Annotated in this window: 20 protein-coding genes; 17 read left to right on the top strand and 3 right to left on the bottom strand. The window is 43.9% G+C overall.

The window, feature by feature from the left end:
- The first annotated feature begins 29 nt into the window (after window positions 1-29).
- On the top strand, window positions 30-785 hold the full coding sequence (locus AAA943_RS12935; protein WP_338220459.1) for a LytR/AlgR family response regulator transcription factor: 756 nt from the start codon (window positions 30-32) through the stop codon (window positions 783-785).
- 134 nt (window positions 786-919) lie between these two features.
- Here the strand turns inward: AAA943_RS12935 and AAA943_RS12930 are convergent, their stop codons facing one another.
- On the bottom strand, window positions 920-1162 hold the full coding sequence (locus tag AAA943_RS12930; protein ID WP_338224679.1) for a hypothetical protein: 243 nt from the start codon (window positions 1160-1162) through the stop codon (window positions 920-922).
- A gap of 306 nt (window positions 1163-1468) precedes the next feature.
- Here AAA943_RS12930 and AAA943_RS12925 point away from each other — a divergent pair, with 306 nt between their 5' ends.
- From AAA943_RS12925 to AAA943_RS12875, 11 genes are all read left to right on the top strand, one after another.
- Complete coding sequence (locus tag AAA943_RS12925) at window positions 1469-2095, top strand: response regulator (RefSeq protein WP_338224678.1); 627 nt, start codon at window positions 1469-1471, stop codon at window positions 2093-2095.
- A gap of 7 nt (window positions 2096-2102) precedes the next feature.
- Window positions 2103-3149: a Gfo/Idh/MocA family oxidoreductase gene (locus tag AAA943_RS12920; protein WP_338224677.1), complete on the top strand. Its 1047-nt coding sequence runs from the start codon at window positions 2103-2105 to the stop codon at window positions 3147-3149.
- Between the two features lie 56 nt (window positions 3150-3205).
- Window positions 3206-3643, top strand: coding sequence for an outer membrane insertion C- signal (locus AAA943_RS12915; RefSeq protein WP_338224676.1), 438 nt, complete (start codon window positions 3206-3208; stop codon window positions 3641-3643).
- 134 nt (window positions 3644-3777) lie between these two features.
- Window positions 3778-5244 carry a glycine--tRNA ligase gene (locus AAA943_RS12910; protein WP_338224675.1) on the top strand — a complete coding sequence of 489 codons (1467 nt, stop codon included), beginning with the start codon at window positions 3778-3780 and terminating at the stop codon, window positions 5242-5244.
- A gap of 196 nt (window positions 5245-5440) precedes the next feature.
- Window positions 5441-6973 carry a hypothetical protein gene (locus AAA943_RS12905; protein WP_338224674.1) on the top strand — a complete coding sequence of 511 codons (1533 nt, stop codon included), beginning with the start codon at window positions 5441-5443 and terminating at the stop codon, window positions 6971-6973.
- On the top strand, window positions 6966-7517 hold the full coding sequence (locus AAA943_RS12900; RefSeq protein ID WP_338224673.1) for a hypothetical protein: 552 nt from the start codon (window positions 6966-6968) through the stop codon (window positions 7515-7517). Before AAA943_RS12905 ends, AAA943_RS12900 begins: the two co-directional genes overlap by 8 nt.
- A gap of 265 nt (window positions 7518-7782) precedes the next feature.
- Window positions 7783-9606, top strand: coding sequence for an AHH domain-containing protein (locus AAA943_RS12895; protein ID WP_338224672.1), 1824 nt, complete (start codon window positions 7783-7785; stop codon window positions 9604-9606).
- Window positions 9603-10322 carry a hypothetical protein gene (locus AAA943_RS12890; protein ID WP_338224671.1) on the top strand — a complete coding sequence of 240 codons (720 nt, stop codon included), beginning with the start codon at window positions 9603-9605 and terminating at the stop codon, window positions 10320-10322. The genes AAA943_RS12895 and AAA943_RS12890 overlap by 4 nt, the downstream gene beginning before the upstream one ends.
- A gap of 24 nt (window positions 10323-10346) precedes the next feature.
- Window positions 10347-10676 carry a hypothetical protein gene (locus tag AAA943_RS12885; RefSeq protein WP_338224670.1) on the top strand — a complete coding sequence of 110 codons (330 nt, stop codon included), beginning with the start codon at window positions 10347-10349 and terminating at the stop codon, window positions 10674-10676.
- 20 nt (window positions 10677-10696) lie between these two features.
- Window positions 10697-11380, top strand: coding sequence for a hypothetical protein (locus tag AAA943_RS12880; protein WP_338224669.1), 684 nt, complete (start codon window positions 10697-10699; stop codon window positions 11378-11380).
- Between the two features lie 181 nt (window positions 11381-11561).
- Window positions 11562-12047 (top strand): hypothetical protein, encoded by a 486-nt coding sequence (locus AAA943_RS12875; protein ID WP_338224668.1) that lies wholly within the window; start codon window positions 11562-11564, stop codon window positions 12045-12047.
- A 247-nt stretch (window positions 12048-12294) separates the two neighbouring features.
- Here AAA943_RS12875 and AAA943_RS12870 read toward each other — a convergent pair whose 3' ends face one another.
- Window positions 12295-12783, bottom strand: coding sequence for a DUF6702 family protein (locus tag AAA943_RS12870; RefSeq protein ID WP_338224667.1), 489 nt, complete (start codon window positions 12781-12783; stop codon window positions 12295-12297).
- A gap of 84 nt (window positions 12784-12867) precedes the next feature.
- Between AAA943_RS12870 and AAA943_RS12865 the strand changes: the two genes are divergently transcribed.
- From AAA943_RS12865 to AAA943_RS12845, 5 genes are all read left to right on the top strand, one after another.
- The gene (locus AAA943_RS12865) at window positions 12868-13446 is read left to right on the top strand and encodes a HupE/UreJ family protein (RefSeq protein WP_338224666.1); all 579 of its coding nucleotides are present in this window, start codon (window positions 12868-12870) and stop codon (window positions 13444-13446) included.
- A 76-nt stretch (window positions 13447-13522) separates the two neighbouring features.
- The gene (locus tag AAA943_RS12860; RefSeq protein WP_338224665.1) at window positions 13523-15862 is read left to right on the top strand and encodes a M1 family metallopeptidase; all 2340 of its coding nucleotides are present in this window, start codon (window positions 13523-13525) and stop codon (window positions 15860-15862) included.
- Between the two features lie 145 nt (window positions 15863-16007).
- On the top strand, window positions 16008-17138 hold the full coding sequence (locus AAA943_RS12855) for an efflux RND transporter periplasmic adaptor subunit (RefSeq protein ID WP_338224664.1): 1131 nt from the start codon (window positions 16008-16010) through the stop codon (window positions 17136-17138).
- A 4-nt stretch (window positions 17139-17142) separates the two neighbouring features.
- Window positions 17143-20316, top strand: coding sequence for an efflux RND transporter permease subunit (locus AAA943_RS12850; protein WP_338224663.1), 3174 nt, complete (start codon window positions 17143-17145; stop codon window positions 20314-20316).
- Window positions 20313-21716, top strand: a complete 1404-nt coding sequence (locus tag AAA943_RS12845; protein WP_338224662.1) for an efflux transporter outer membrane subunit — start codon at window positions 20313-20315, stop codon at window positions 21714-21716. Before AAA943_RS12850 ends, AAA943_RS12845 begins: the two co-directional genes overlap by 4 nt.
- Window positions 21717-21753: 37 nt before the next feature.
- Here the strand turns inward: AAA943_RS12845 and AAA943_RS12840 are convergent, their stop codons facing one another.
- Window positions 21754-22866 carry an amidohydrolase gene (locus AAA943_RS12840; protein ID WP_338224661.1) on the bottom strand — a complete coding sequence of 371 codons (1113 nt, stop codon included), beginning with the start codon at window positions 22864-22866 and terminating at the stop codon, window positions 21754-21756.
- Window positions 22867-22891: the final 25 nt, after the last annotated feature.

Below are 22891 nucleotides of genomic sequence, written 5' to 3'. Positions count from 1 at the left end.
ACACATCAAAGCACTATCGCTATTGCCCTATGAAAGACGAAAGAATACTGATCGTAGAAGATGAAATCAGCATCGCAGAAAACATTCAGGAAATATTAGAACTCCTGGGCTATGTCAATATTGATATCGCCAATTCTGCCAATCAGTGTATCAAGATCATCAAGAAATATCGTCCTGATCTCATTTTCATGGACATCAAGCTAAAGGGCGACAAGGACGGGATCGAATTGGGGGAAATAGTCAAGCAAATGGTCGATGCTCCTTTGGTCTTTGTGACTTCATACAGTGACCCAACGATTATCGAAAGGGCCAAGCGAATTGCTCCGGCAGGGTTTATTGTAAAGCCCTTCAACACAAATGACATTCACGCGATTGTAGAAATCGTCCTGTACAATAAGCGGACAAAGCCTGCTCCGGAAGCAGCCGTAGTCAAGGTCGGCAATGAAAGCCCGTTTTTGGTGGATGATGCCGTATTTATCAAAGCGGACAATGCTTTTGAGCGGGTGCAATACGAAGACTTGTATTACGTGGAGGCCAATGGAAACATGGTTACCATCTTTACTAAAAACAGGGATTACAGCATCCGCAAATCCATGAAGGAAATCGAAGAAATTCTTCCTTCCCACCTTTTCCTGAGAGTGCAAAAGTCTTTCATTGTACAATTGGGACAGATCGAAAGCTTCAATACCAAAGATATCAACCTCAAAAACGGAGCAGTGGTCCAGGTCGGAAGGCAATACTACAACAGCTTTTTGGCTAAATTGAATACCATCACTGAAAGTTAAATATCAAAAATAGATGCGGAGCAATAAGCTAGAGTTTAAATCCTGCTTTGCTTCAAACAAAAAAAGAGACAGGTAAAACCCGTCTCTTTTTTGTAACCAAACAATCAACCAAATTAACCCTTACGAGTCACTCTTTATCCCACCTCAGGCGCCGTATGCGCGGGGGCAGGCTGAGTTTTATAAATGTCTACCTGAAGAAGTTCAGGACCGGGAGTAGCTATGGTTCCGATTTGTGGAGTAGTTGGTTTAGTGATTTCAAATCGGGCAGTTTGCTGTGCTAGTTGAGTTTCAGCTTTTGCTTTGAGGACAATGGTAATTGCCATGGCAAAACCCAGAGCCGCACAGACGTTTTTTTGGGAAAAGATTGAAGTATTCATGGCAGTAAATAAGTTGGTTTGTTTTCGTATGAGAGTTAATGCCAAAAGCAGTCCCAAAATGAAAACAGGCCAAAACCGTTGATTTAGACGGGTTTGCCAAAAATATCTGTACGCTTTCGTACACTCAAACCCCGATGGCGGACAGAAAAAATGGACAAGCGGACAGATGCAATCCGGACAATACCCGCCAAAATAGGAACCTTTTTATCCGCTATTGGGAATTCCCTTTGCAAAATGAAAATTCAACCTTATTTTTAAGAAGTTCTTAGTGAATTGTCAACCAAAAATCACCCTAACCTTTTTCCAATGATTCGGATTGCCCTAGCAGATGATCATAAATTGTTTGCCAAAGCCCTTGAGGGCTTGATCGAAGAGCATGAGGGTTTTTTGGTTCAGGAGGTATTTCCCAACGGCAAAGAGCTTTTGGAATACCTGGAGGAAAATGAGGTGGACATTGTGCTCACCGATCTCAATATGCCAGTGGTGAACGGTTTTGAGGTGCTTAAGCATTGCAAAAAACACCACCCGGGAATCAAAGTGATCGTCTTGTCCATGTACGACGACGAAAAAATTTTCAAAGACGCAGTAGCTTTCGGTGCTGATGCCTTCATCCTCAAAGATGCCGATCCGGACGAATTGATTTTCTCGATTACCGAAGTGTATGAAGGAAGGTATATCAAAAATTTTGACCGGGTGATTCAGCAATCTAAGCAGGGTCCTTTTTTTGATGGGTTTAGGGAAAAATACAGGCTCTCTCGCCGGGAAACCCAAATTCTTAAAATGATCACTGAAGGCATGATCAATAAAGATATTGCCGATTCGCTGAACCTCAGCATACAGACCATTGAAACTCACCGTAAAAACATCAATCAAAAACTTCAGGTCAATTCCATGGTCGATTTGCTCAATAAGGCCAAGGAAATGAATTTGTGAATTTCCTATGAATCCTCCTATTCGAACCGCTTTAGTCGGCTACGGCTCCGTAGCTGAAAAAATGCACGCTCCGCTTATCGATGTCTGTCCTGATTTGGACTTGGTGGCCGTCGTAGAGCGCAGTACAAACAAGTGCGAGAAAAAATACCCTAATGTCAAGACTTTCCGAAGTCTCGATGAGTTGCTGCTTGCAGATGCTGCTGATTTGATTTGCATCACCACGCCCAATGAATTCCACTTTTCGATGGCCAAGCAATGCCTCCTCGCAGGAAAGCATGTGGTGGTCGATAAGCCGGTGACCGTTCACTCTTGGGAGGCAGAGGAGCTTCAAAAGATCGCCTCAGAAAAAGGACTGGTATGCAGTGTTTTCCACAATCGCCGATACGACGGAGACTTCCGGACCCTTCAAAAACTAGTAGCTGAGGGGACTTTGGGAAGATTGGTCTATGTGGAGTCACATTTTGACCGATTCCGACCTCAGATCTCCGAAAACTGGCGGGAAAAAGACGTCCCCGGCAATGGAATTACCTATGATCTGGGGGTTCATCTGATCGATCAGCTTGTTCTCCTTTTCGGTGCACCTGACAGCATCTTTGCAGATATCCAAAAACAGCGCACTCATGCAGTATCTGATGATTACTTTGATATTTCACTTTTTTATCCTGGCTTCAAAGCCCGAGTGACTGCGGGAGTTTTGGTCAATGTGGCGACCCCCAAGTTTTTGCTTTTGGGAGAAAAAGGAAGCTACCAAAAGTTTTTTCTGGATGTACAGGAGCAGGCTTTCAAGGATGGAAAAAGACCCGAAGGGGATAATTGGGGAGTAGAACCGGAAGAGCGTTGGGGCAAGCTCTATCTTGAAAATGAAGCGCGCCCGCTTCCAACTGAAAAAGGGGACTACCGCATTTTTTATCAAAATGTAGCCGATGCAATTCTGAAAGGTGAAAAGCTTCTAGTGACTGTAAACCAGACGATTGTAGTCCTGAAACTGATAGAAGCAGCCTTTATTTCCTCCAAGGAAGGCAGAAAAATCCATCGGGAAGAAGGAGCTTGGTAAGCAAAATTGGCTTGGACTTTGCCAAGAGGAGATTCCAAACCAATCTGTTATTTACCATGAAAAAGCTGCTCATGCTATCCCTATTTCTTTTGGGACTGGTTAAGCTTTCCTCGGCACAAGTCAGTGTGGGGATCAATCTTCAAAATACCCGCAACTTCATCACTGTAGGCACCAATCCGGACAAAACCCTCTTTTTTGACGGTAGGTTGGGTCTGGGAAGAGAGTTGGGACTGGAATTGGTCGGGGCCTATAATTTTGTCCAAAAAAGTGAGGTAAACGCTTATTTTGGACTTGGCCTCGGACTCTTTGATCATTACCATCCTCGAAAGGATCGCTACTACGATGAGACTTATTTTGCGATTCCGGTAGGCGCGCTGATCAAGCCCTTCAACAATAAAAACTTTGGGTTTCTGATAGAGGTTGCCCCCATTTTTTATAACGAATATGGAAATTACCTAAGAGGGGGGATAGGGTTTAAGTATACGATTAGGTAGTCTAATTGATTTTAAAATAGGCCTTAAAATCGATGATTTTGAGGTTTTTTTGCTTTTTAAGAAGCCAAATTTTCGTGAGATACCTTTTGGTTCTTGACGTTTGAAATCAATTTGTTTCCTTATTTTTGCGCCCTATGGCAAAGACAGAAACTCCCGGCGAAAACGCCCAATTGAAAGATATAATTTCCCATGCCAAAGAGTATGGATTTGTATACCCTAGTTCTGAAATCTATGACGGCTTGCAAGCTGTGTACGATTACGGGGCTTATGGAGTAGAATTAAAAAACAACCTCAAGCGCTTGTGGTGGGAAACCATGACCCGCGTATCCGGCAATATTGTTGGGATCGATGCAGCGATTTTTATGCATCCAACTACTTGGAAAGCATCCGGTCACGTGGACTCTTTCAACGATCCCATGATCGACAACAAGGACAGCAAAAAACGCTATCGTGCAGATGTGCTAGTGGAAGAACATGCTGCCAAGCTGGAAAATGAAGGACAGGTGGAAAAAGCCAAGTCTCTGACCGCTGCTTTGGCGAGATTGCTGGAAGCTGAGGACTTAGCTGGCGTGCGTGATCTGATCACCAACGAAGGCATCAAATGCCCAATCTCCGGTACTTCCAACTGGACCGATGTACGTCAGTTTAACTTGATGTTTTCCACCCAAGTGGGCTCGGTAGCGGAAGATGCTTCGACTATCTACCTACGTCCGGAGACAGCTCAGGGGATCTTTGTCAACTTCCTCAATGTGCAGAAAACGGCACGAATGAAAGTTCCTTTTGGAATTGCTCAAATCGGAAAAGCCTTCAGAAACGAGATCGTAGCCCGTCAGTTTATCTTCCGTATGCGGGAATTTGAGCAAATGGAAATGCAGTTCTTCGTACGCCCTGGCACCGAGCTCGATTGGTATCAGAAGTGGGCCGACACCCGAATGAGATGGCATTTGGCTTTGGGTACGCCTGCTGCAAAGCTCCGCAAGCACGACCACGAAAAGTTGGCACACTACGCCAATGCAGCGATGGACATTGAGTTTGAGTTTCCGTTTGGATTCAAAGAGGTGGAAGGCATCCACTCAAGAACCGACTTTGACTTGAAATCTCATCAGGAATACTCCAAGAAAAAGCAGCAGTACTTTGATCCGGAGATCATCCAAAACTACATCCCCTACGTGATCGAGACCTCGATTGGAGCAGATCGATTGTTCTTGTTGACGCTTTGCAATGCTTATACAGAGGAGAAAACAGAGGAGAAAAGCAGAACCTACCTGAAGTTCCATCCAGCAGTAGCCCCGGTTAAGGCAGCCATCCTTCCTATCGTGAAAAAAGATGGACTTCCTGAGAAAGCCCAAGAAATCGTCAACTTGCTGAAGTACGATTTCAATATCATCTACGAAGATTCCGGATCCATCGGCAAGCGCTATACCCGTCAGGACTTGATCGGAACACCATTCTGTATTGCGGTAGATCATCAGACCTTGGAAGACAATACTGTCACCATCCGTCACCGGGACACCACCGAACAGGAGCGTGTAGCTATCTCTGAGCTTCATGGCCGAATCGCTGAGGCGACGAGCTTTAGAAGGATATTTGAGAAGATTTGATTCCGGATTTTTGATTTCGGATTTTAAAAAGCCGTCAGAATGAATTTTTTTTGGCGGTTTTTTTCCATTAGGCCTGTTAGGTTTTGAAAACCAGACAGGTCTGTTTTTTTTAAAAACCTTTTAAAAATACCCTATATAGGGTATTTTTAAAGGGTTTTTTGATAGATATATTGGATGCGTTCTTAAACAAATTTTTATGAAAACACAAAACACAAACTTAATTAGCCGAGGGTTGCTTTTATCCATAACCTCTCTTCTTTTTAGTTGTTCTGAAATTCCTTTTGCTGATAAAAATGAACCCGACCTATCATCATCGAGTGACAGATTGATTTTTGAATCAAAAGCCGAATTTGAAGATTTGATTTCAAGGGTGAATCATGAAAATATCCATTCAGGGGGACAAGATTTTCAAGTTAAGAAAAAAGAATTTCCAAACTTTTTAAGTCTTTCTCAGGCCTTGGAAAATAATTTGGATCAATTATCCCCTAATTTTCGGTCAATTCCTGCAGAAACTCTGGTAGATTCTATTTCTGAATTAGTACCAGATATGTCTCTAAGGCTTTTTCTCAATGATAAAATGGAAATTGAATTAGAGAAAACCATTTTTAAGGTCACCCCTTTCGGGACTTTCTACACTAGAAATGATAATTATGAAAACCTTTTGAAGGTTGTTTCTCATTTTGAAAAAGAAAGTAAGCAAAATGCCAGAGTTTCAAGCGGAACTTTAGCTGGCATCGAAGGAGGTGATGATGTTTATTTTGAAGATACATTTGGGGGTGGCAGTTCGCAAACCACCACAACTCCTGTTCCTTCAGAAAATATAATATATCAGGCAAATGACTTCCTTGTTCTCGCACCCCAGCCTCAATATGCTCTTCCAAAAGGCGATTATCAAAAATTTACAAATTACAATTATGGGGCAAAGACTGCGGTTGGTAAAATTTTTGAAAGTGCTTTTGGAGGTAATTCAGATTTTACCCAAAATTACAACACAACATTTAGGCTAAGGGTAAAACTATACGACTTTAATTATTTTTTTTATAGGACAGTAGGACTAAATGCTAAACTTCAAAAGAAAGGTTGGACTGGAATTTGGGCTTTGACTAACAATGTAAAGGCCGAAAAACTTGTACTAGGTTGGGATGGATTATTACTAAATATAAAGGTTCCTTATTCTATGCCCATTGGATACCAAAATTTTCCTAGTAAGAAAGTATCTCAGGAGATTTTGAAGTTCACCAATTTTGATTTACCCAGCGGAAATTTAACTAGTGTCAGAATACCCTTTTTAGGAGTTCAGCCAATTTCCTATTCCACGCTTGAAAAAATGCTTAAAAAGATCCTTAAGGCTTCCTATTCTAAGATTACAAAAGAAATCTGGACTGAGGCCGAGCAGTATTTTGTCTCTGCTTCCTATGAAATCAAGCAGGAGCATGTAAAAACATACCGGGTAGTTTTTCCAGATGAAATAAAAATGGCCATATCGAGGCATGAAATTTCGGGTCAAAATATTAACGAGTTGAGTTTTGTTATTGATCGGTTTTATGGAATCACCTATAAATCATCCAATGGGATAGGAACCTTTGATTCCTTTTCAAAAGATGTGATTGAACCTACTTTATCTTCTGCAAAGAAAATGTATGATATCGAGGCAGCTTCAGTTTATGGTGCTTCGGTGTTTTTAGGTGAATTAAAAGGAATTAGAATAACCAAAGAATTGAATGACTAAGAAATTAACTCTTGTTTTACCCCTTTTTCTCTTTTTTTCAGGCTTCGCCTTTGGACAGGAAGAAAAACAAATACGGCTCAATGTGTTGAATCCGGGAATCGCATGGGAAACCCCGACAGGAAAAACAACAACATTAGAAATCAATGTTGGAATCGGGTATAATGGATCTTATCCAGAGTTGAATACCATGTTTGGAGAGAATGGATTCCAAGGTCAGATAGCCCCATTTCTGGATGTCCAAGGTAGAAAATACTACAACCTGGACAAGGTGAGTTCAGGAAGTAGAAAAAGTAAAAAATTTGTGGCGCTGCGTTATCTCTTCTACGGTCCAAGGATTGCGGGGAATGTCCGAACCAACGAGAACTATAGTATGGCCGTTGGCCCAACTTGGGGATTTAAGCGGGACTATGAGCGTTGGACCTTATTGGGAAGTTTAGGGCCAGTTTACTATTTTGACCTTACAGGTTCAGATGGTTGGTTGCCAATCAATTTTGAAATTAATTTTGGATACAGGCTAAACAATAAAAAAAGGCAGACACCTTAAAAAAGTGAATGGTAAGGGAAGAGTTTCTAAATCCTTCGATTTTAAGGAATAGAGTAAATCTTTTTCTTAAAAGTGTAAAAACCTTTTGTTGATTATTAATTTTTGAAAGCCGTCAGAATGAATTTTCTGGCGGTTTTTTTCCATTAGGCCAGTTAGGTTTTGAAAACCAGACAGGTCTATTTTTTTTAAAACCCCTTAAAAATACCCTATATAGGGTATTGACATTATCCCCCCCCCCCCCCCTTATTTTCAAACTAAAAACCTTATGAGAAATCTTATCTTTTTCGCATTTATCCTGCTTTTTTGGAGCTGTGAAATGCAAATCCTCGAAGAACTGGCTAAAGAGCCTGAAACTTCAAAACAATTGATTGGGCATAATCAAATCAGCCAAGTTTCCAAAGACAAGATTCTGTCTCTTGGAAAGCGACTGGAAAAAAGAATTGGCTTCAATGTCATCGAATCGGCCCAAATGCGTCAACTTTCGGATTTTACCTTTGATCTGGAGTCTTCACTTGTCAATACCGATACTTTAAAGAGAAGAACCTATACGGTCCCTTTTTTGGAAAAAGGGGATAAGTACAGCACTTTTAATTTGGTTCTAGTGGCGGATAGTACAGATAATGTACTTGAGCAATATATCCTGCAATACGAGTTTGACAGCACGCAATATCGGGCCTTTGAAGAAAGCCAAGATATTTTCGCTTCTGGGGTTACCATCAAGCGGTTTCCTTTTTCAAGCTTTTTCAATGACTCCAATCCGGAATTTCTCGAACGATGTGATGGGATTTTTGATAGTAATGGAGATCCTGTTACTTGCGATGAAGTGACCTTAAATTTTGGTGGATTCAACGGTGGGGGTGGGTCTTCTGGAGGAAACATAGCAACGATTCCTTCGGGGGGTGGTGATTCAGGACCTTGCATTTGGGGAGTTAGTTGGTCAAAATGCACATGTGATGGAGGTCATACTCATCAATGTGGATGCCCGGGGCAGTACCAAATTGTAACTATAAACTGTGGTTCTGCTATGATGAGAAAAGCATATGACCGACCTCAATCTTCGATGATGTGCATGGATTGTTCAGCTTCTGACTTCGGAGCACCTGCCTTCACATTAACTCGAAATGCATCTCAAATCGATAACCTACTCACGGAATATCCACTATCGCAGTGGCATTTAGCTTATTTGAGTACTAATTCTACTTTTTCTTCGGAACTAAAAACCGCCATACAGAATGATCCCAACCTAGATCAAGATGCAGCGATGTTTACCATTTCTGCCGGGGTTAATGGGGCCTTGTCCGGAAATTTTAACTTAGGGTTTATTCTTTCAGTCGAGGGATTATTGTCAGAATCAGAGGCGGACTTTACTTCGGATCCAATCCGGATAATGTTTCAAAATTACTTTATTGCTAAGTATTTGATCCTTAAAAATCAAAATCCCACTTGGTCCTCAACAAAGCTCTATTATGAGACTGCTAAAGAGGCAATTCACCTGACTTTGGATGCGATCGGAATGATAGAAGGGCTTGGTACTCCTGCAGACTTACTCAATGCCGGCCTTTACTATCTGGAAGGGGATAACTTGAATGGAAATCTCAGTCTAGTCGCCGCTACTCCCGTCATTGGCCTATTTTCGACAACCATAAAAGGCGCAATTAGACTAAAAGGTATAATTCCCGGAACAAGCATAAGAATCACCCATGTATGGGCCAAAAATGGAAATGAGATTCTTTTTGGAGGGACCAACCTTCGAAGAGTCATAGGACTAACTGACCCTACTAAACATGCACATCATATCTTACCTTTGGAGCATGCCAATCATCCTGTAATCCAAAAAGCGGCTAAAGCAAAAAACAATCCTTTTCATATGGATGAATTCGACAACGGGGTAGCTGTAGATTCGTGGAGAAATACGAGCCATCCGGCATATAATACTAGAATTAGGGGTGTTTTAGACAGGTGGAATTCAAGAAATCCAAATGCTACACCAGAGCAAGCTATGGTATTTCTTCAAGAAAAAATGCAAGAATTATCTCAATTAATCAATGATAACCCAACTGTAAAAATAAATGATCTGATATTCCAATGAGATATTATGAGGTAATTATTATGGATAATGTAGCTAAGATTCATCACGATGTTGAATTAAATGATGGGGATTTGATCTTAGGAGCCCAAGAAAGAGAAGTTAGAGACTTATCCAATCACAAAATCCATACACAACAAATAAAGGGAACAGGAAAAGTTCGAGACTTCTACCAGCCCTCCTCGAATTTAACTATGCGTGAGATTGTATCATCTAAAGCAAAGTCTTTTTTAGAATCCAACCGAAAAGGAAATATTAAATTTTATCCGTGCCCGGTTCGAAGAGGAAAAGAGATTATGGATGGATTTTGGATTACAGATAAGGTAATTTTTGACGATGAATGGGTGGATTTCAACAAATCTAATTTTCTATATGTAAATCGAAATTTGATTAAGGGAGAAAGTAACCAAAAAGATAAATATGAAAAAAACATTGAAATTCTTTCTTTTAAAAGTTTAGCCCACTTAAAAGAGTTTGAATTAAATGAAATGTGGTATATGGATGAGTTGAATCCTTATAAAATCTTTATAAAAGAAGGGTGCCCTTATTCTATTCTTTCTATTCCTTCAACAGGAATTTTTCAGCTCATAATAACAGAAGAGGTAAAAATCGAACTCCAGAACCAAAAAATGGACAAGGGCATCGAATTCAAACCCCTCGAAATTCCTGATGAAGAGTGGTATGGCCCAAATGGTCTTCGAAAGCAGTTTTACAACTAATCCCAAAAGCCAGCCCAATGTGTCTTGGGCTGGCTTTTCTTTCCCATTGCTAATCCTATCTTACCTTTGGAGCATGCCAATCATCCTGTAATCCAAAAAGCGGCTAAAGCAAAGGACAATCCTTTTCATATGAATGAATTTAATAATGGTATAGCGGTTCCGTCACTCCAAAATACAAATCACCCCGCCTATAATCAAAGGGTCTTTGCTGTATTAGAAAATTACAATCTTACAAATCCCAACGCAACGCCTGAACAAGCTTATTTATTTTTAAATCAGGAAATTGCAAAAATTAGATCCAAAATAGAACTTCTCCCTCCAGGAGGAAAAATTAATGACGTAATATGGAAATAAAATACTACCAGCTTCAAATCATGTGTGAACGTGCGAAAAGGGAACTTAAAGTAGAAGAAAAAAACATCATAGGGTATATGAATTTTGATGGTATTCCAAGTATTGGAAATTCTCCAAAACAAATCATTAAAGGTAAATCTAGTTTGAAAGATTTTTATTTACCTTCCTCTGATTTGGGAAGCCGAAAAATCCTTTCCTCTAGATGTAAAGAACTCTTTGAAAAAAATAGAAAAGGAAACGTAAGGTACATACCCTGCCCGCTGATTCAGGGAAATAAAACTTTAAATGACTATTGGATAACTGATTTTATTCAATTTGACGATGATGAGGTAGATTTTGATAGGTCAATATTTGAACTCTGTGAAGGCTGGGTTGAAAAAGAAGAAAATGGAATACCCATTGAATTTGGTGAAAAATTCGAAGAAATAAAGTTTCAAAACCTCAATGAAAAATTAGAATTTGAAAAAGCCAAGCTTAATCATTTGAGTAAGATTAGATCGGTTAAACTATTTATGAAACAAAGTTGCTCATTGCCTTTTCTACATCTTAGAAGCTTTGGCGTTTTTGACATTATTATATCAGAACAGTTAAAAACCGAACTCCAGAACGAAAAAATGGACAAAGGCATCGAATTCAAACCTCTGGAAATCCCTGATGAGGAATGGGGTGGTCCAAATGGTCTTCGAAAACAGTTTTATAAATAAAACAGCATCCAAAGGCTGTCTCAAAAAGTAGAGTTGGTCACATTGAGCACTTGAGAGACGAGAGTCTCGAGATGGAAATGTTGTGCGGGAAGCTGGAAATGGCCTTCGACTCCGCTCAGGCTGACAACGAAACGATTTATGAGACAGCCTTTGGTTTTCCTTTCTATTTTCAAAGAAACCTATGGAACATAAATCTTGGCCCAGTCTGGAAGAATGGGTAGAATCTGAATCAGAACTCAACCGAAAAATAACCGAACTATACGAGTCTGAACTTTCTCCCGAAGCGCAAGCCCGGGAACTTCTTGCCTACTTGATAGCTACTTATAGACTACCCTTGACTCCTATGGAGGTAGAAGATCGGGAGTGGCAGCATGCCGGGGACTCTTGGTATCCTCCAATTTCCATGCTCGAGCAAGTGGCCCAGCTGAAGTTTGCAGAGCCGGAAAACAACGACCCTCGCTATTTGGTGCTAAATGCTGCTTACTTAATCCACCATAAATTGGTTATTGATCTAGCTCCGGAAATGGATGAATATTTGGGGAGTGATGAACTCCAAGGTCTGGGATATCGAGGAGATGATGTTTTTGATGCAGAGCTGATTCCAGTCAAAAAAGGAGAAAGCTGGTTTGACAAAGGGTGTACTTTCTTTACAAAGGAATTTGTATAGACTAGATGTCTTTCCCAACTTGGTACTGGAAAACACCGACAGTAAAATGGTAAAAGCCGTCAGAATTGAGTTTCTGGCGGCTTTTTTGGTATCCAAATTTAACTTGACACGCTTTATTGTTTTTCTACTTCTAAAAGACCTCGAGCTTTGGATTGAAAACTTTTCCAAAGTTTGGAACTTTGGAAAAGTTAAAGATTGGGAAATTCTTTGGGTCTTGTATCTAGCGTCTTGCGTCTAAAATCTTTTTTTAAAACTCCACCTTCCCCTTTTCCTCTCCTTTGCCCAAAAGCATACTTCGGGGCGATTTGGATTGAAAATAAACATGGACGATATTCTGCTGCCCGTCAAAATCCTCCAATAGCACCGTATTTTTCATTTCCACCGTTTTGGGAGTTTCCGCCTGGGATGACTCTAGGTAAAACCAAGCCGCATCCTCTTCCACCTCATGGCCCAAATAATTTAGCGTGAGCAATTTGCCATTGACCCAGATTTGGTTATGCTTCAGGAGATAGGTTTTGATTTGGTTTTCCAGTTTAGCTTTGTCCTTGGGATTGAGAAAATCCACTTTTTCTTTCAGTTCATTTCCCATAGCCACCTCCAGGTCATCCCAAAAGATCTTCTGGGCAATTTCCATTTTTTGGGAAGCAGGATTGTACCGCATTTCGGTGAGGCTGATAAAGAAAGGATGAAGCAGGCTCATCCATGCGGAAAGAATGAAAATGTAAGCGTGTTGCATTTGGTGTAGGAAATAAGCCGGATTTGGGATTTTCGGTGTATTATTGCCCGCAATTTAACTCTTTCAGAAGCTTTACACCCATCTATGTCTTCATTTGAGCTTTACTTCAAACTCGGACTTCAGCATATCCTCGATATCAACGGATTTGACCATATTTTATTTGTCCTAGCCCTTTGCGCCGTCTATGTGGCTCGGGACTGGAAAAAAATCCTGATTCTGGTCACTGCCTTTACCATCGGGCATTCCCTGACCTTGGCTTTGGCTACGTTCAATGTGGTCAATGTCCGCTCGGATGTCATCGAGTTTTTGATTCCTGTCACCATTGCCATTACTGCCTTGGTCACCCTGTTTAAGCCCAAACCTTCCAATGGGAAAGGTGTCTCTCTGAATTACTTCTTCGCGGGATTTTTTGGCTTGATTCACGGTTTGGGCTTTTCCAATTACCTAAAGGAATTACTGGGAAAAGAAGCCAGTATCTGGCAGCCCCTGTTGGCTTTCAATATCGGCCTGGAAGTGGGCCAAATCGTAATTGTCGCCTCATTTCTTGTGGTGACTTCTCTTCTGCACCTAGCCGGGGTCAATAGAAAGGACTGGACACTGATCGTATCCGCATTTGTGTTGGGTATTGCCTGTATGCTGATGTTGGAAACCAAATTTTGGTAAAAAATAACCACCCAAAACAGAATTCTTTTCTGTTTAGACATCAAGTTGTTAATTAGAAAATTGAAAAAGATCGAATATGAATTTGACTAAAAAACTACTCACGATTGCTGCTTTGGGACTGGCAGGAATCTCCCCACTCTTGGCTCAGCATACCGAGCAAAACCATGCCGTGCGATTTGAGCAACTCGGCACCATGCTCCGCACACCCAACGTGTATCGGACTGCCTCCGGGGCCCCGGGCCATATGTACTGGCAGCAGCAGGCCAACTATGTGATCGAGGTCGAACTCAATGATGACAATCAGTCGATCAAAGGCTCCGAAACAATTACCTACATCAACAACTCCCCGGATCAGCTCACTTACCTTTGGCTGCAGCTCGATCAAAACAACCGGGGCAAAGACTCCGACACCCCAAAAGTGACCGAATCCAGCATAGGACCTAGGATGTCCATGCGGGCTTTGGAAGGAATTCTCTGGCACTCGGATGATCACGATATCAAAATCCTTTCGATCAAAGGTGCTGATGGCAATCCTCTGAATATCGCCATCAACAAGACCATGATGCGCGTGGATCTTCCTCAGCCACTTAAAGCTGGAGAGTCCTTTACGTTCTCCATCGACTGGAGCTTTAACATCACCGACCGAATGGGATTTATCGGAGGCCGTCCGGGTTATGAATTTTTCCCAAAAGACGGCAACTACCTCTACACCATGTCGGAGTGGTTTCCAAGAATGGCCGTGTACTCTGACTTCGAAGGCTGGCAAAACAAGCAGTTTTTGGGTTCAGGAGAATTTGCTTTGACTTTTGGGGATTACGAAGTGCGGATCACCGTGCCTGCTGACCACATGGTCGGTGCGACTGGGGTACTGCAGAATCCTGAGGAAGTCCTTTCTTCCACCGAACTGGAGCGTTGGAACAAGGCTAAGCGGACCTACGATGAGCCAGTGATCATCCGAACTCAGGCAGAGGCAGAGGCTTTGGAGAAAAAGAAAGCATCCGGCAAAAAGACTTGGGTATTTAAGGCTGAAAATGTCCGAGACTTTGCCTGGACTTCGTCTAGAAAATTCATCTGGGATGCCATGGCAGTGAAATTGGCTGGAAAAGATGTGATGGCCATGTCTTACTACGGCAAAGAAGGAAATCCCCTTTGGGAGCAGTACTCCACCAAAGTGGTAGCTCATACGCTGAAGTCTTACTCAGCACATTCCTTTGATTATCCTTACCCTGTAGCCATCTCTGTCGAGGCGAGCAACGGGATGGAATATCCGATGATCTGCTTCAACTATGGACGTCCGGACGCAGACGGTACTTACTCTGATGCGATCAAGTACGGGATGATCTCCGTGATTATCCACGAAGTAGGGCACAACTTTTTCCCGATGATTGTCAACTCCGACGAGCGTCAGTGGACTTGGATGGACGAAGGCTTGAATACCTTCATGCAGTTTATGGCTGAGCAAGAGTGGGATAGAAATTATCCTTCCCGTCGGGGTCCAGCTCACAAAATCGTGCCTTACATGAGAAGTGAGAAGCACTTGCTCGAGCCGATTATGACCAATTCTGAAAACATCATCCAATTTGGACCAAATGCTTATGCCAAACCTGCCACTGCTTTGAATATCCTTCGGGAGACTATCATGGGCAGAGAGTTGTTTGACTTCGCTTTCAAGGAATATTCTAGAAGATGGATGTTTAAGCACCCAACTCCGGATGATTTCTTCAGAACGCTGGAAGATGCATCCGCTGTAGATTTGGATTGGTTCTGGAGAGGTTGGTTCTATGACACGGAACCGGTGGATATTTCCATCGAAAATGTAAGCTGGTACAAGCTGGACAACCGAACTCCTGCTCAGAAAAAGGCGGATGTAAAGGCTGAATTTGACCGGGAAGAAACCTACGTTTCCAAAGAGTATAATAAAACTGACGTGGAACAAACCGTAGTCGAAGCCGACCCGGCCACCCGTGATTTCTACAACAGCTACAATCCATTTACCGTGACACCGGAAGATGAGGATGCCTACAAGAAATTCATGGCTAGCTTGACTGAAAAGGAAAAAGCCTTGCTCAACAGCAACATGAATTTCTACGAAATGACCTTCAAAAACGTCGGTGGTTTGGTGATGCCCTTGATTATCGAATTCCACTATGCCGATGGCACTTCTGAGATCGAGCGAATTCCAGCAGAAATCTGGAGAAAAAATGAGTCTCAGGTGACCAAAGTTTTTGCTAAGCAAAAAGAAGTGGTTCGCTTCGTACTTGATCCCAAGCGGGAGACTGCTGACATCGACGAAAGTAGCAATTATTGGCCAAGACAGTATCAGCCCACACGCTTTGAACTATTCAAAGGTGCAGGCGGAGTCCGAGGAGCTTCAATGGGAGACAATCCGATGAAAAAAGCCCAGAGCAAAAAATAAAATGAAATCCCGAAGAGAGATCTTCGGGATTTTTTGTATGAATTTTTTGAAAAAACACTTGGTAAATGGAATCAGGAATGGGGTTTGGCTAAGATAATTTGCTTTTTCAGGTAAATTACCAGAGAATTTAAAAAATTCCATTTCCATGAAATCAAGATTCGCTGCCATTGGTTTGACTCTTTTACTTTTTTCCTGCGGAAAAGACCAAACCGTCCAAGCCCCCCCACCGCCCCAAATCCATGTGATTGATGTGATCAGTCAAAAGGTTAATTTGGAAAAAGACTTTGTGGCACAGATCTATGGCAAGATGGACATTCCCATCCGGGCGAGGACGGAAGGGTTTTTGGAGGGAATCCATTTTCAGGAAGGGAGAATGGTAAAAAAAGGGGATTTGCTCTACACCGTCGATCCTGACCCTTTGAGAGAAAATGTCAACACGGCCATGAGCCAATTGGCCGAGGCCAAGGTTTCTCTGACCCAGGCAGAAAATGATTTGGCGAGGTACCAGCCTCTGGCGGAGATCAATGCTATTTCCCAAAAAGATCTGGACGCTGCCATCAGTAAGAAAAAATCAGCAGAGGCCATGGTAGAGGCAGCCCAATCCCGTGTGAATTTTCAAAATATCCAATTGGGCTATACCAGTATCAAGTCACCCATTAGCGGATTGATCGGCAAGACCAATGCTAAAGTAGGAGAATTTGTGGGACGCGACCCCAACCCGGTTATCTTAAATACAGTCTCGATCATTGACTCGGTCAGGGTGGAATTTTTCCTTTCAGAAAATGACTATCTACAGCTTTTCAGAGAGTATCAGGAAAATCACAATCAAGCCCAAAGATCTCAGCCCCTCAAACTTATTCTGGCAGATGGAAGTGTATTCAATCACGAAGGCTATGTGGACTTTATCAATCGTCAGATCGATGCCAATACGGGGACCATTTTGGTTCAGGCCACTTTTCCCAATCCTGAAAGCCTGATTCGTCCCGGTCAATTTGCCAGAGTGAGGGCTTCTATCCGATCTGTAGAAAACGGGGTAATCATTCCCCAGCGGGCTGTGAATGAGTTTCAGGGTCGGTTTTTTGTTTTTGTGGTGGGCGAAGGGAATCAAGTCAGGCAACAGGAGGTGCAGATTCTAGGCCCATACAGGGATTACTACTTAATTGATTCCGGACTAAAGGAGGGAGATCAGGTAGTTTTAGAGGCCTTGCAAAAAGTGGCCGAGGGACTGGTGATCGAGCCGGTTCCTTTCCAATTTGAATCTCAATACAAAGACTGAGGCCATGAGCAAATTGGAAGAAAACCAACACCTCTTCTTCGTCAGAAGGCCCATTGTTGCGATAGTCATTGCACTTTTCATGGTGATTGTGGGAGGGATATCCATTTTGGGACTGGCTATTGAGCAATATCCTGCGATCACCCCTCCTGTGGTCAGAGTTAGTACTGCCTTTACCGGAGCCAATGCAATCTCCGTAGAGCAGTCGGTGGCCTCTCCGCTGGAGCAGGAAATCAACGGAGTGGAAAACATGCTCTACATGAAGTCCACCAATGCAAATGACGGTACTTTGGCTTTGGATGTGACTTTCGATCTGGGCACCGATCCGGATATGAATACAGTCTTTACCCAGACCCGGGCTGCAGCAGCTACTCCCAAGCTCCCTGAAGAGGTGAAAAGACTTGGAGTGAAGACCGAAAAGTCCATGCCCAATATTCTCATGCTGATCACTCTCACTTCTCCCGGGGAAATTTACAATCAGCAGTTTTTGGGCAATTTCGCCAGCATCAACATTAAGGATCAACTGGCCCGACTCAAAGGAATCGGACGGGTGGTGGTTTTGGGAGCGAGTGACTATTCCATGCGTATTTGGGTCAAACCGGATCGATTGGCGAAGTTGGGGATTACCATTCCGGAAATCACCGATGCGATCCGTCAGCAAAACGTAATCGCTCCGGGAGGGAAATTTGGCTCAGAACCAGCTCCAGCCGGGACGGAATTCACCTACACCGTGAAGCTTCCGGATCGTTTGGTGACTGAAGAAGAATTTGGAAACGTGGTCGTAAGGTCTGGCTCTGACGGAAGTCAGGTTTTGATTAAAGATATTGCCCGGGTGGAGCTGGGCGTAGAATCCTACAATGCCTTCACCCGCCTCAATGGAAAAGAATGTGCGATCATTGCCCTATACCAATCGCCTGGGTCCAATGCAGTTGCTATGGCAGAGGAAGTGATCGGGACTATGGAAGAGTTGAAGGCAGGTTTTCCGGAAGGTATCGCCTATGATGTCTCTCTGGACTCTACCGAGCCCATTATAGCCGGAATCAATGAGATCATCGAAACGCTGATCATCGCCTTGGTTTTGGTGATTTTGGTCGTTTTCCTTTTTATCCAGGATTGGAGAGCGACCTTGATCCCTACTTTGGCGATTCCGGTTTCCCTTGTTGCGGCCTTTATGGTATTCCCACTTTTGGGATTTTCGATCAATACCCTCTCTCTCCTAGGCTTGGTGTTGGCGATCGGGATCGTGGTAGACGATGCCATCGTGGTGGTGGAGGCTGTTCAGGTCAATCTTCAAAAAGGGATGAGTCCCAAAGATGCGACCACGCACGCCATGAAGGAAGTAACTGCCCCGGTTATCGCGACCACATTGGTTATGGTGGCCGTGTTTGTCCCGGTAGCTGCTATGGCCGGGATTACCGGCAAGTTGTATCAGCAGTTTGCAATCACAATTGCTATCTCGGTAATTTTCAGTTCGATCAATGCGCTGAGCTTGAGCCCGGCGCTTTGTGCTTTGCTTTTGAAAAAACCCGAGGCAGCAGGTAAGGGGTTCTTGGGGAGGTTTTTTGGGAAATTCAATGCCTGGTTTGACCGAAGTACCGAAAGCTATACAGGTGTTACGAAAGTATTTGCCGGAAAACTCAAACGTGGAGCCTTCTACATTCTGATCTCTTTGGTTGCTCCTGGGATTTTTGGTTCCATGGTTCCCGGAGGGTTCTTGCCTGAAGAAGACCAAGGTTACATTTATATCAACCTGCAGCTACCTAATGCCGCTTCCATGCAGCGGACGGATGCGGTGATGAAAAAGATCGAGCAGATTGTCCTCAGCCAGCCTGAGGTGAAGTATGCAACGGGTCTTTCTGGATTCAGTTTGCTTGCGAATGCTTTTATTCCCAACACCGGCTTTATGTTTCTGACCCTACAGCCTTGGGACGAGCGAGAGACCACTGCCCGGGAAATGCAGGCTCGATTGAACCGGATTTTTGCCAAAGAAATCCAAGAAGGAATGGCGATCAGCTTTGGCCCACCGGCCATCCCCGGTTTGGGTAATGGCTCCGGATTCAGCATCATGATTCAGGATAAGGGAGGAAAAGACCCGGCCTATTTAGCTCAAAACACCTATGCATTTATCAAAGCTGCTCAGGAGAGGCCTGAAATCGCTTCGGCTTTTACGACCTTCCAAGCGGTCGTCCCTCAGCGCTCCATCGAGATCAATTCGGACAAATTGCTCAAAACAGGAGTTCGAATGAATGACGTCTACACCACCTTTGCTGCATTTTTGGGAGGGGCCTATGTGAATGATTTCAATCGGTTTGGGCGATTGTACAAAGCCTATGTTCAAGCCGAACCTGAGTATCGTCAAAACGAAAATGACCTCGAACTTTTCTATGTCAAAAACAGTGAAGGAGAGTCCGTTCCGGTTTCCAGTTTTGTCGGGGTCAAAAAAACTGCGGGTCCAGACTATACCAACCGCTTCAATCTCTATCGTTCTGCAGAAGTCACCGGGACTCCTGCTTCCGGATTTTCCTCTGCCCAAGCATTGGATGCCCTGGAAGAAGTAGCTGCAGAAGTATTGCCGGATGACATGAGCTACAGCTGGAATGCCATGAGCTATCAGGAGAAAAAAGCCTCCGGACAGGCGGGAATAGTGTTTGCGTTTTCTCTTCTCTTTGTCTTTTTGATTTTGGCGGCTCAGTACGAAAGCTGGTCAATGCCGTTCGCGATTCTTTTGGGTACTCCATTTGCCTTATTTGGAGCATTCTTGTTTCTCTACTTGGCTCGATTGGTCGATGAAGCTTATCTGAACAATATTTTCGCTCAGATATCCTTGGTCATGCTGATCGCAATGGCGGCTAAAAATGCCATCCTGATTGTCGAGTTTGCCAAGATTAAGTTTGACGAAGGGCTTACTCTTTTCGATGCCGCAGTGGAATCTGCCAAACTCAGGTTCAGACCCATTTTGATGACGGTATTCTCATTTATCCTTGGGGTTTTGCCCTTGATTTTAGCATCCGGCTCCGGGGCAGAAGCGAGAAAGGTCATGGGAATGGCCCTTCTGGGAGGAATCGGGGTAGCGACTCTGCTTGGGGTGTTCTTTTATCCCATGCTGTTTGTATTGGTAGGGAAGCTAGCCAAGTATGAAGAGAAAAGAGACCTTCAAAAAATTAAATCCACTCAGCCATGAAGAAGCTAAGCTTAATTTTCTTTGCAGGTCTTTTGTTGGCTGCCTGTAAGTCGGGACAGAATTATCAGGGGGTGACGGTGCCGGTCACGGATCGATTTCAACAAAATGATCCGGGATATTCCCAAACGATTTCAGAGGTAAAGGTAGATACCCTTGAGTTGGATTCTACGCTAAACATCATTTGGTTTGATCTTTTTCAGGATCCGGTTTTGGATACCTTGGTGGCAAAGGCTTTGGAAAGAAATCAGGATCTCCTGATTGCAGCGGAGACCATTCAGCAAGCCCAAAGTGCCTTGGCCGTCCAAAAAAGCCAAATGCTCCCGGCAGTGGGCTACAGTGCCGGTGCCAGCAGGGGTAATTTTGCCTTTAACAACTCCATCCCAACCAGCAATCTCTTAACAGGCTTTGGGTCATTGAGTTGGGAGCTTGATTTCTGGGGTAAATTCCGAAGACTCAACGAAGCCGCACGTGCGGATATCTTGGCTTCGGCTGAAGGCTATCGGGCGACTAGACTCAGCTTGGTCAGTACGGTGGCTAATGCCTATTTTCAGCTTTTGGAGTACCAACTAAGTCTGGAAATCTCCCAGCAAACCTTGGCGCTGAGGGACAGCATGGAGACCATCATCGAAGCCCGCTTTGAAAAAGGAATCATAGCCGAAATCGATCTCAATCAAGCTCAAATCCAGACTGCTATAGCCGCCGGAAGTGTGCCTATCTGGGAAAGGCTGATTGTTCAGACCCAAAATCTGATCCGCGTGCTCACCGGGGATATTCCGGGAAGCATAGAGGCAGGAATTCCACTGAGAGAGCAGTCTTTGGATATTTTTATTCCTGAGATACTGCCCATGCAGCTGCTGGCTCGACGCCCCGATGTTTTGGCAGCGGAGCAGGGAATCATCGCGCAGAATGCGGTCACCGGGGCTGCCAAAGCAAACCGACTGCCGAATATTTCTCTCAGCGGGCTAATCGGCGTGGCAGGAACCCAGTTTTCAGCGCTTGGAAGTAATGGTGCTTCCTGGAATATCGGGGCTTCCTTGGCTGGACCGATTTTCAACTGGGGAGCCTTGCAGCGACAAGTGGATATCGAAGAAAGCCGGACCCGGCAGGCCATTTTGGCTTACGAAAGAACAGTCCTGCATGCGTATCAGGAGGTGGAAAATACCTTGGCCAACATCCGCTCCCTGAAAAAAGAACTCATCGCGAGGGAGGCACATGTGGTAGCGGCGGTCAAGGCGCAGTACCTTTCCCAGGAGCGATACAATCAGGGTGTCACCAGCTATTTGGAATACTTGGAGTCCCAAAGGCAGGCTTTTGACGCCCAGCTCAACTATGCAGGCACCAAGCAGGAATTGCTGAGCAGTTATGCCGTGTTGTATAAGGCGCTTGGTGGAGGATGGTAGGGGAAACGTTTCCTGAGTTCTGAAAAAAGGGTGATTGTTAGGAATTTTTGATAAGGCTCCAAAACATGCCCACTCCCGTCTCAATCATTTCATCCGGAAAATCATAGGTTCCTTCATGGAGTTGTGGGCAATTTTCCCCTGCACCCAAACCAAACAAAAAGGATGGACAAATCTGGGAAAACAAGCCAAAATCCTCTGACCAACGGAAGGGGTCTGACTTTTCGATCAAACTTAAACCAAGACCCTTGGCGGCTTTCTCCACCTCTGGGTACAAACTTGGATCGTTGACCGAAACTGCAAATTGTTCGACAAAAGAGAATTCAACTTTCAATTGCTCGGATGTGGCAATGGCTTCAGCTGTGGTCTTTACTTTTTCTATCAGTTCGTCCAGGTCTTGCTGATCATAGGCTCTCAGAGTCATACTCAGGCTTCCTTTACCCGCACTGGTACCGAAGGCCAAGCTTCCTAATTCTGCATGGATCAAAGTCAGCAAAGCAAAGCCATTTGCCTCCTGAGGCAACTTGGGCAATTCTTGAATCAGTTTCGCAAGTGCCTCGGCGGGATTGATACCGGCTTCCGGATGGGCGGAATGAGAGGTCCTGCCGGTCAGTGTGATGGTCATCCCTGTACTTCCTGCGGCAAAAGTTCCCTTTCTCATCACCACCTGATGGAGCGGATAGCCGGGTAGATTATGCAGTGCAAAGGCAAAATCAGGTCGTATTTGCTCAAATCTGGAATCCGAAAGGACAGCTTTCGCTCCATCTCCAGTCTCTTCTGCCGGCTGGAAAAGAAGCACGACCTCTCCGGATTCAGGTCGGTTTTGAGCTAGTTTTTCACCCAAACCGCAAAGAATCGTCATATGTCCATCGTGTCCGCAGAGATGTCCTTTGCCGGGAATCTGACTTTGGTGATCGCTCGGGTTCAAGTCCTCTATTGGTAATCCATCCAGTTCGCAGCGAAAGAGCAGCCTTTTGCCGGGTTTTTTCCCCTTAAAAAGGAAAGCTAGACCTGTTCCTCCCAAATTTTGGTAGGTCTGATCGGGGGCAAGAGGTCGAAAAAACTCTAAAATCCGCTGAGCGGTTTGTCTTTCCTCAAGAGCGGTTTCTGGGAATTGGTGGAGGGTATGTCTTAGTTGGATCAGGTGATTCATGGGTTCAAGTTAGGGAATCCACTTT

The organism is Algoriphagus confluentis, assembly GCF_036245625.1.
Lineage (GTDB): Bacteria > Bacteroidota > Bacteroidia > Cytophagales > Cyclobacteriaceae > Algoriphagus > Algoriphagus confluentis.
The sequence above is the reverse complement of the archived record's forward strand: the minus strand, read 5'-3'. Positions and strand labels throughout refer to the sequence as shown.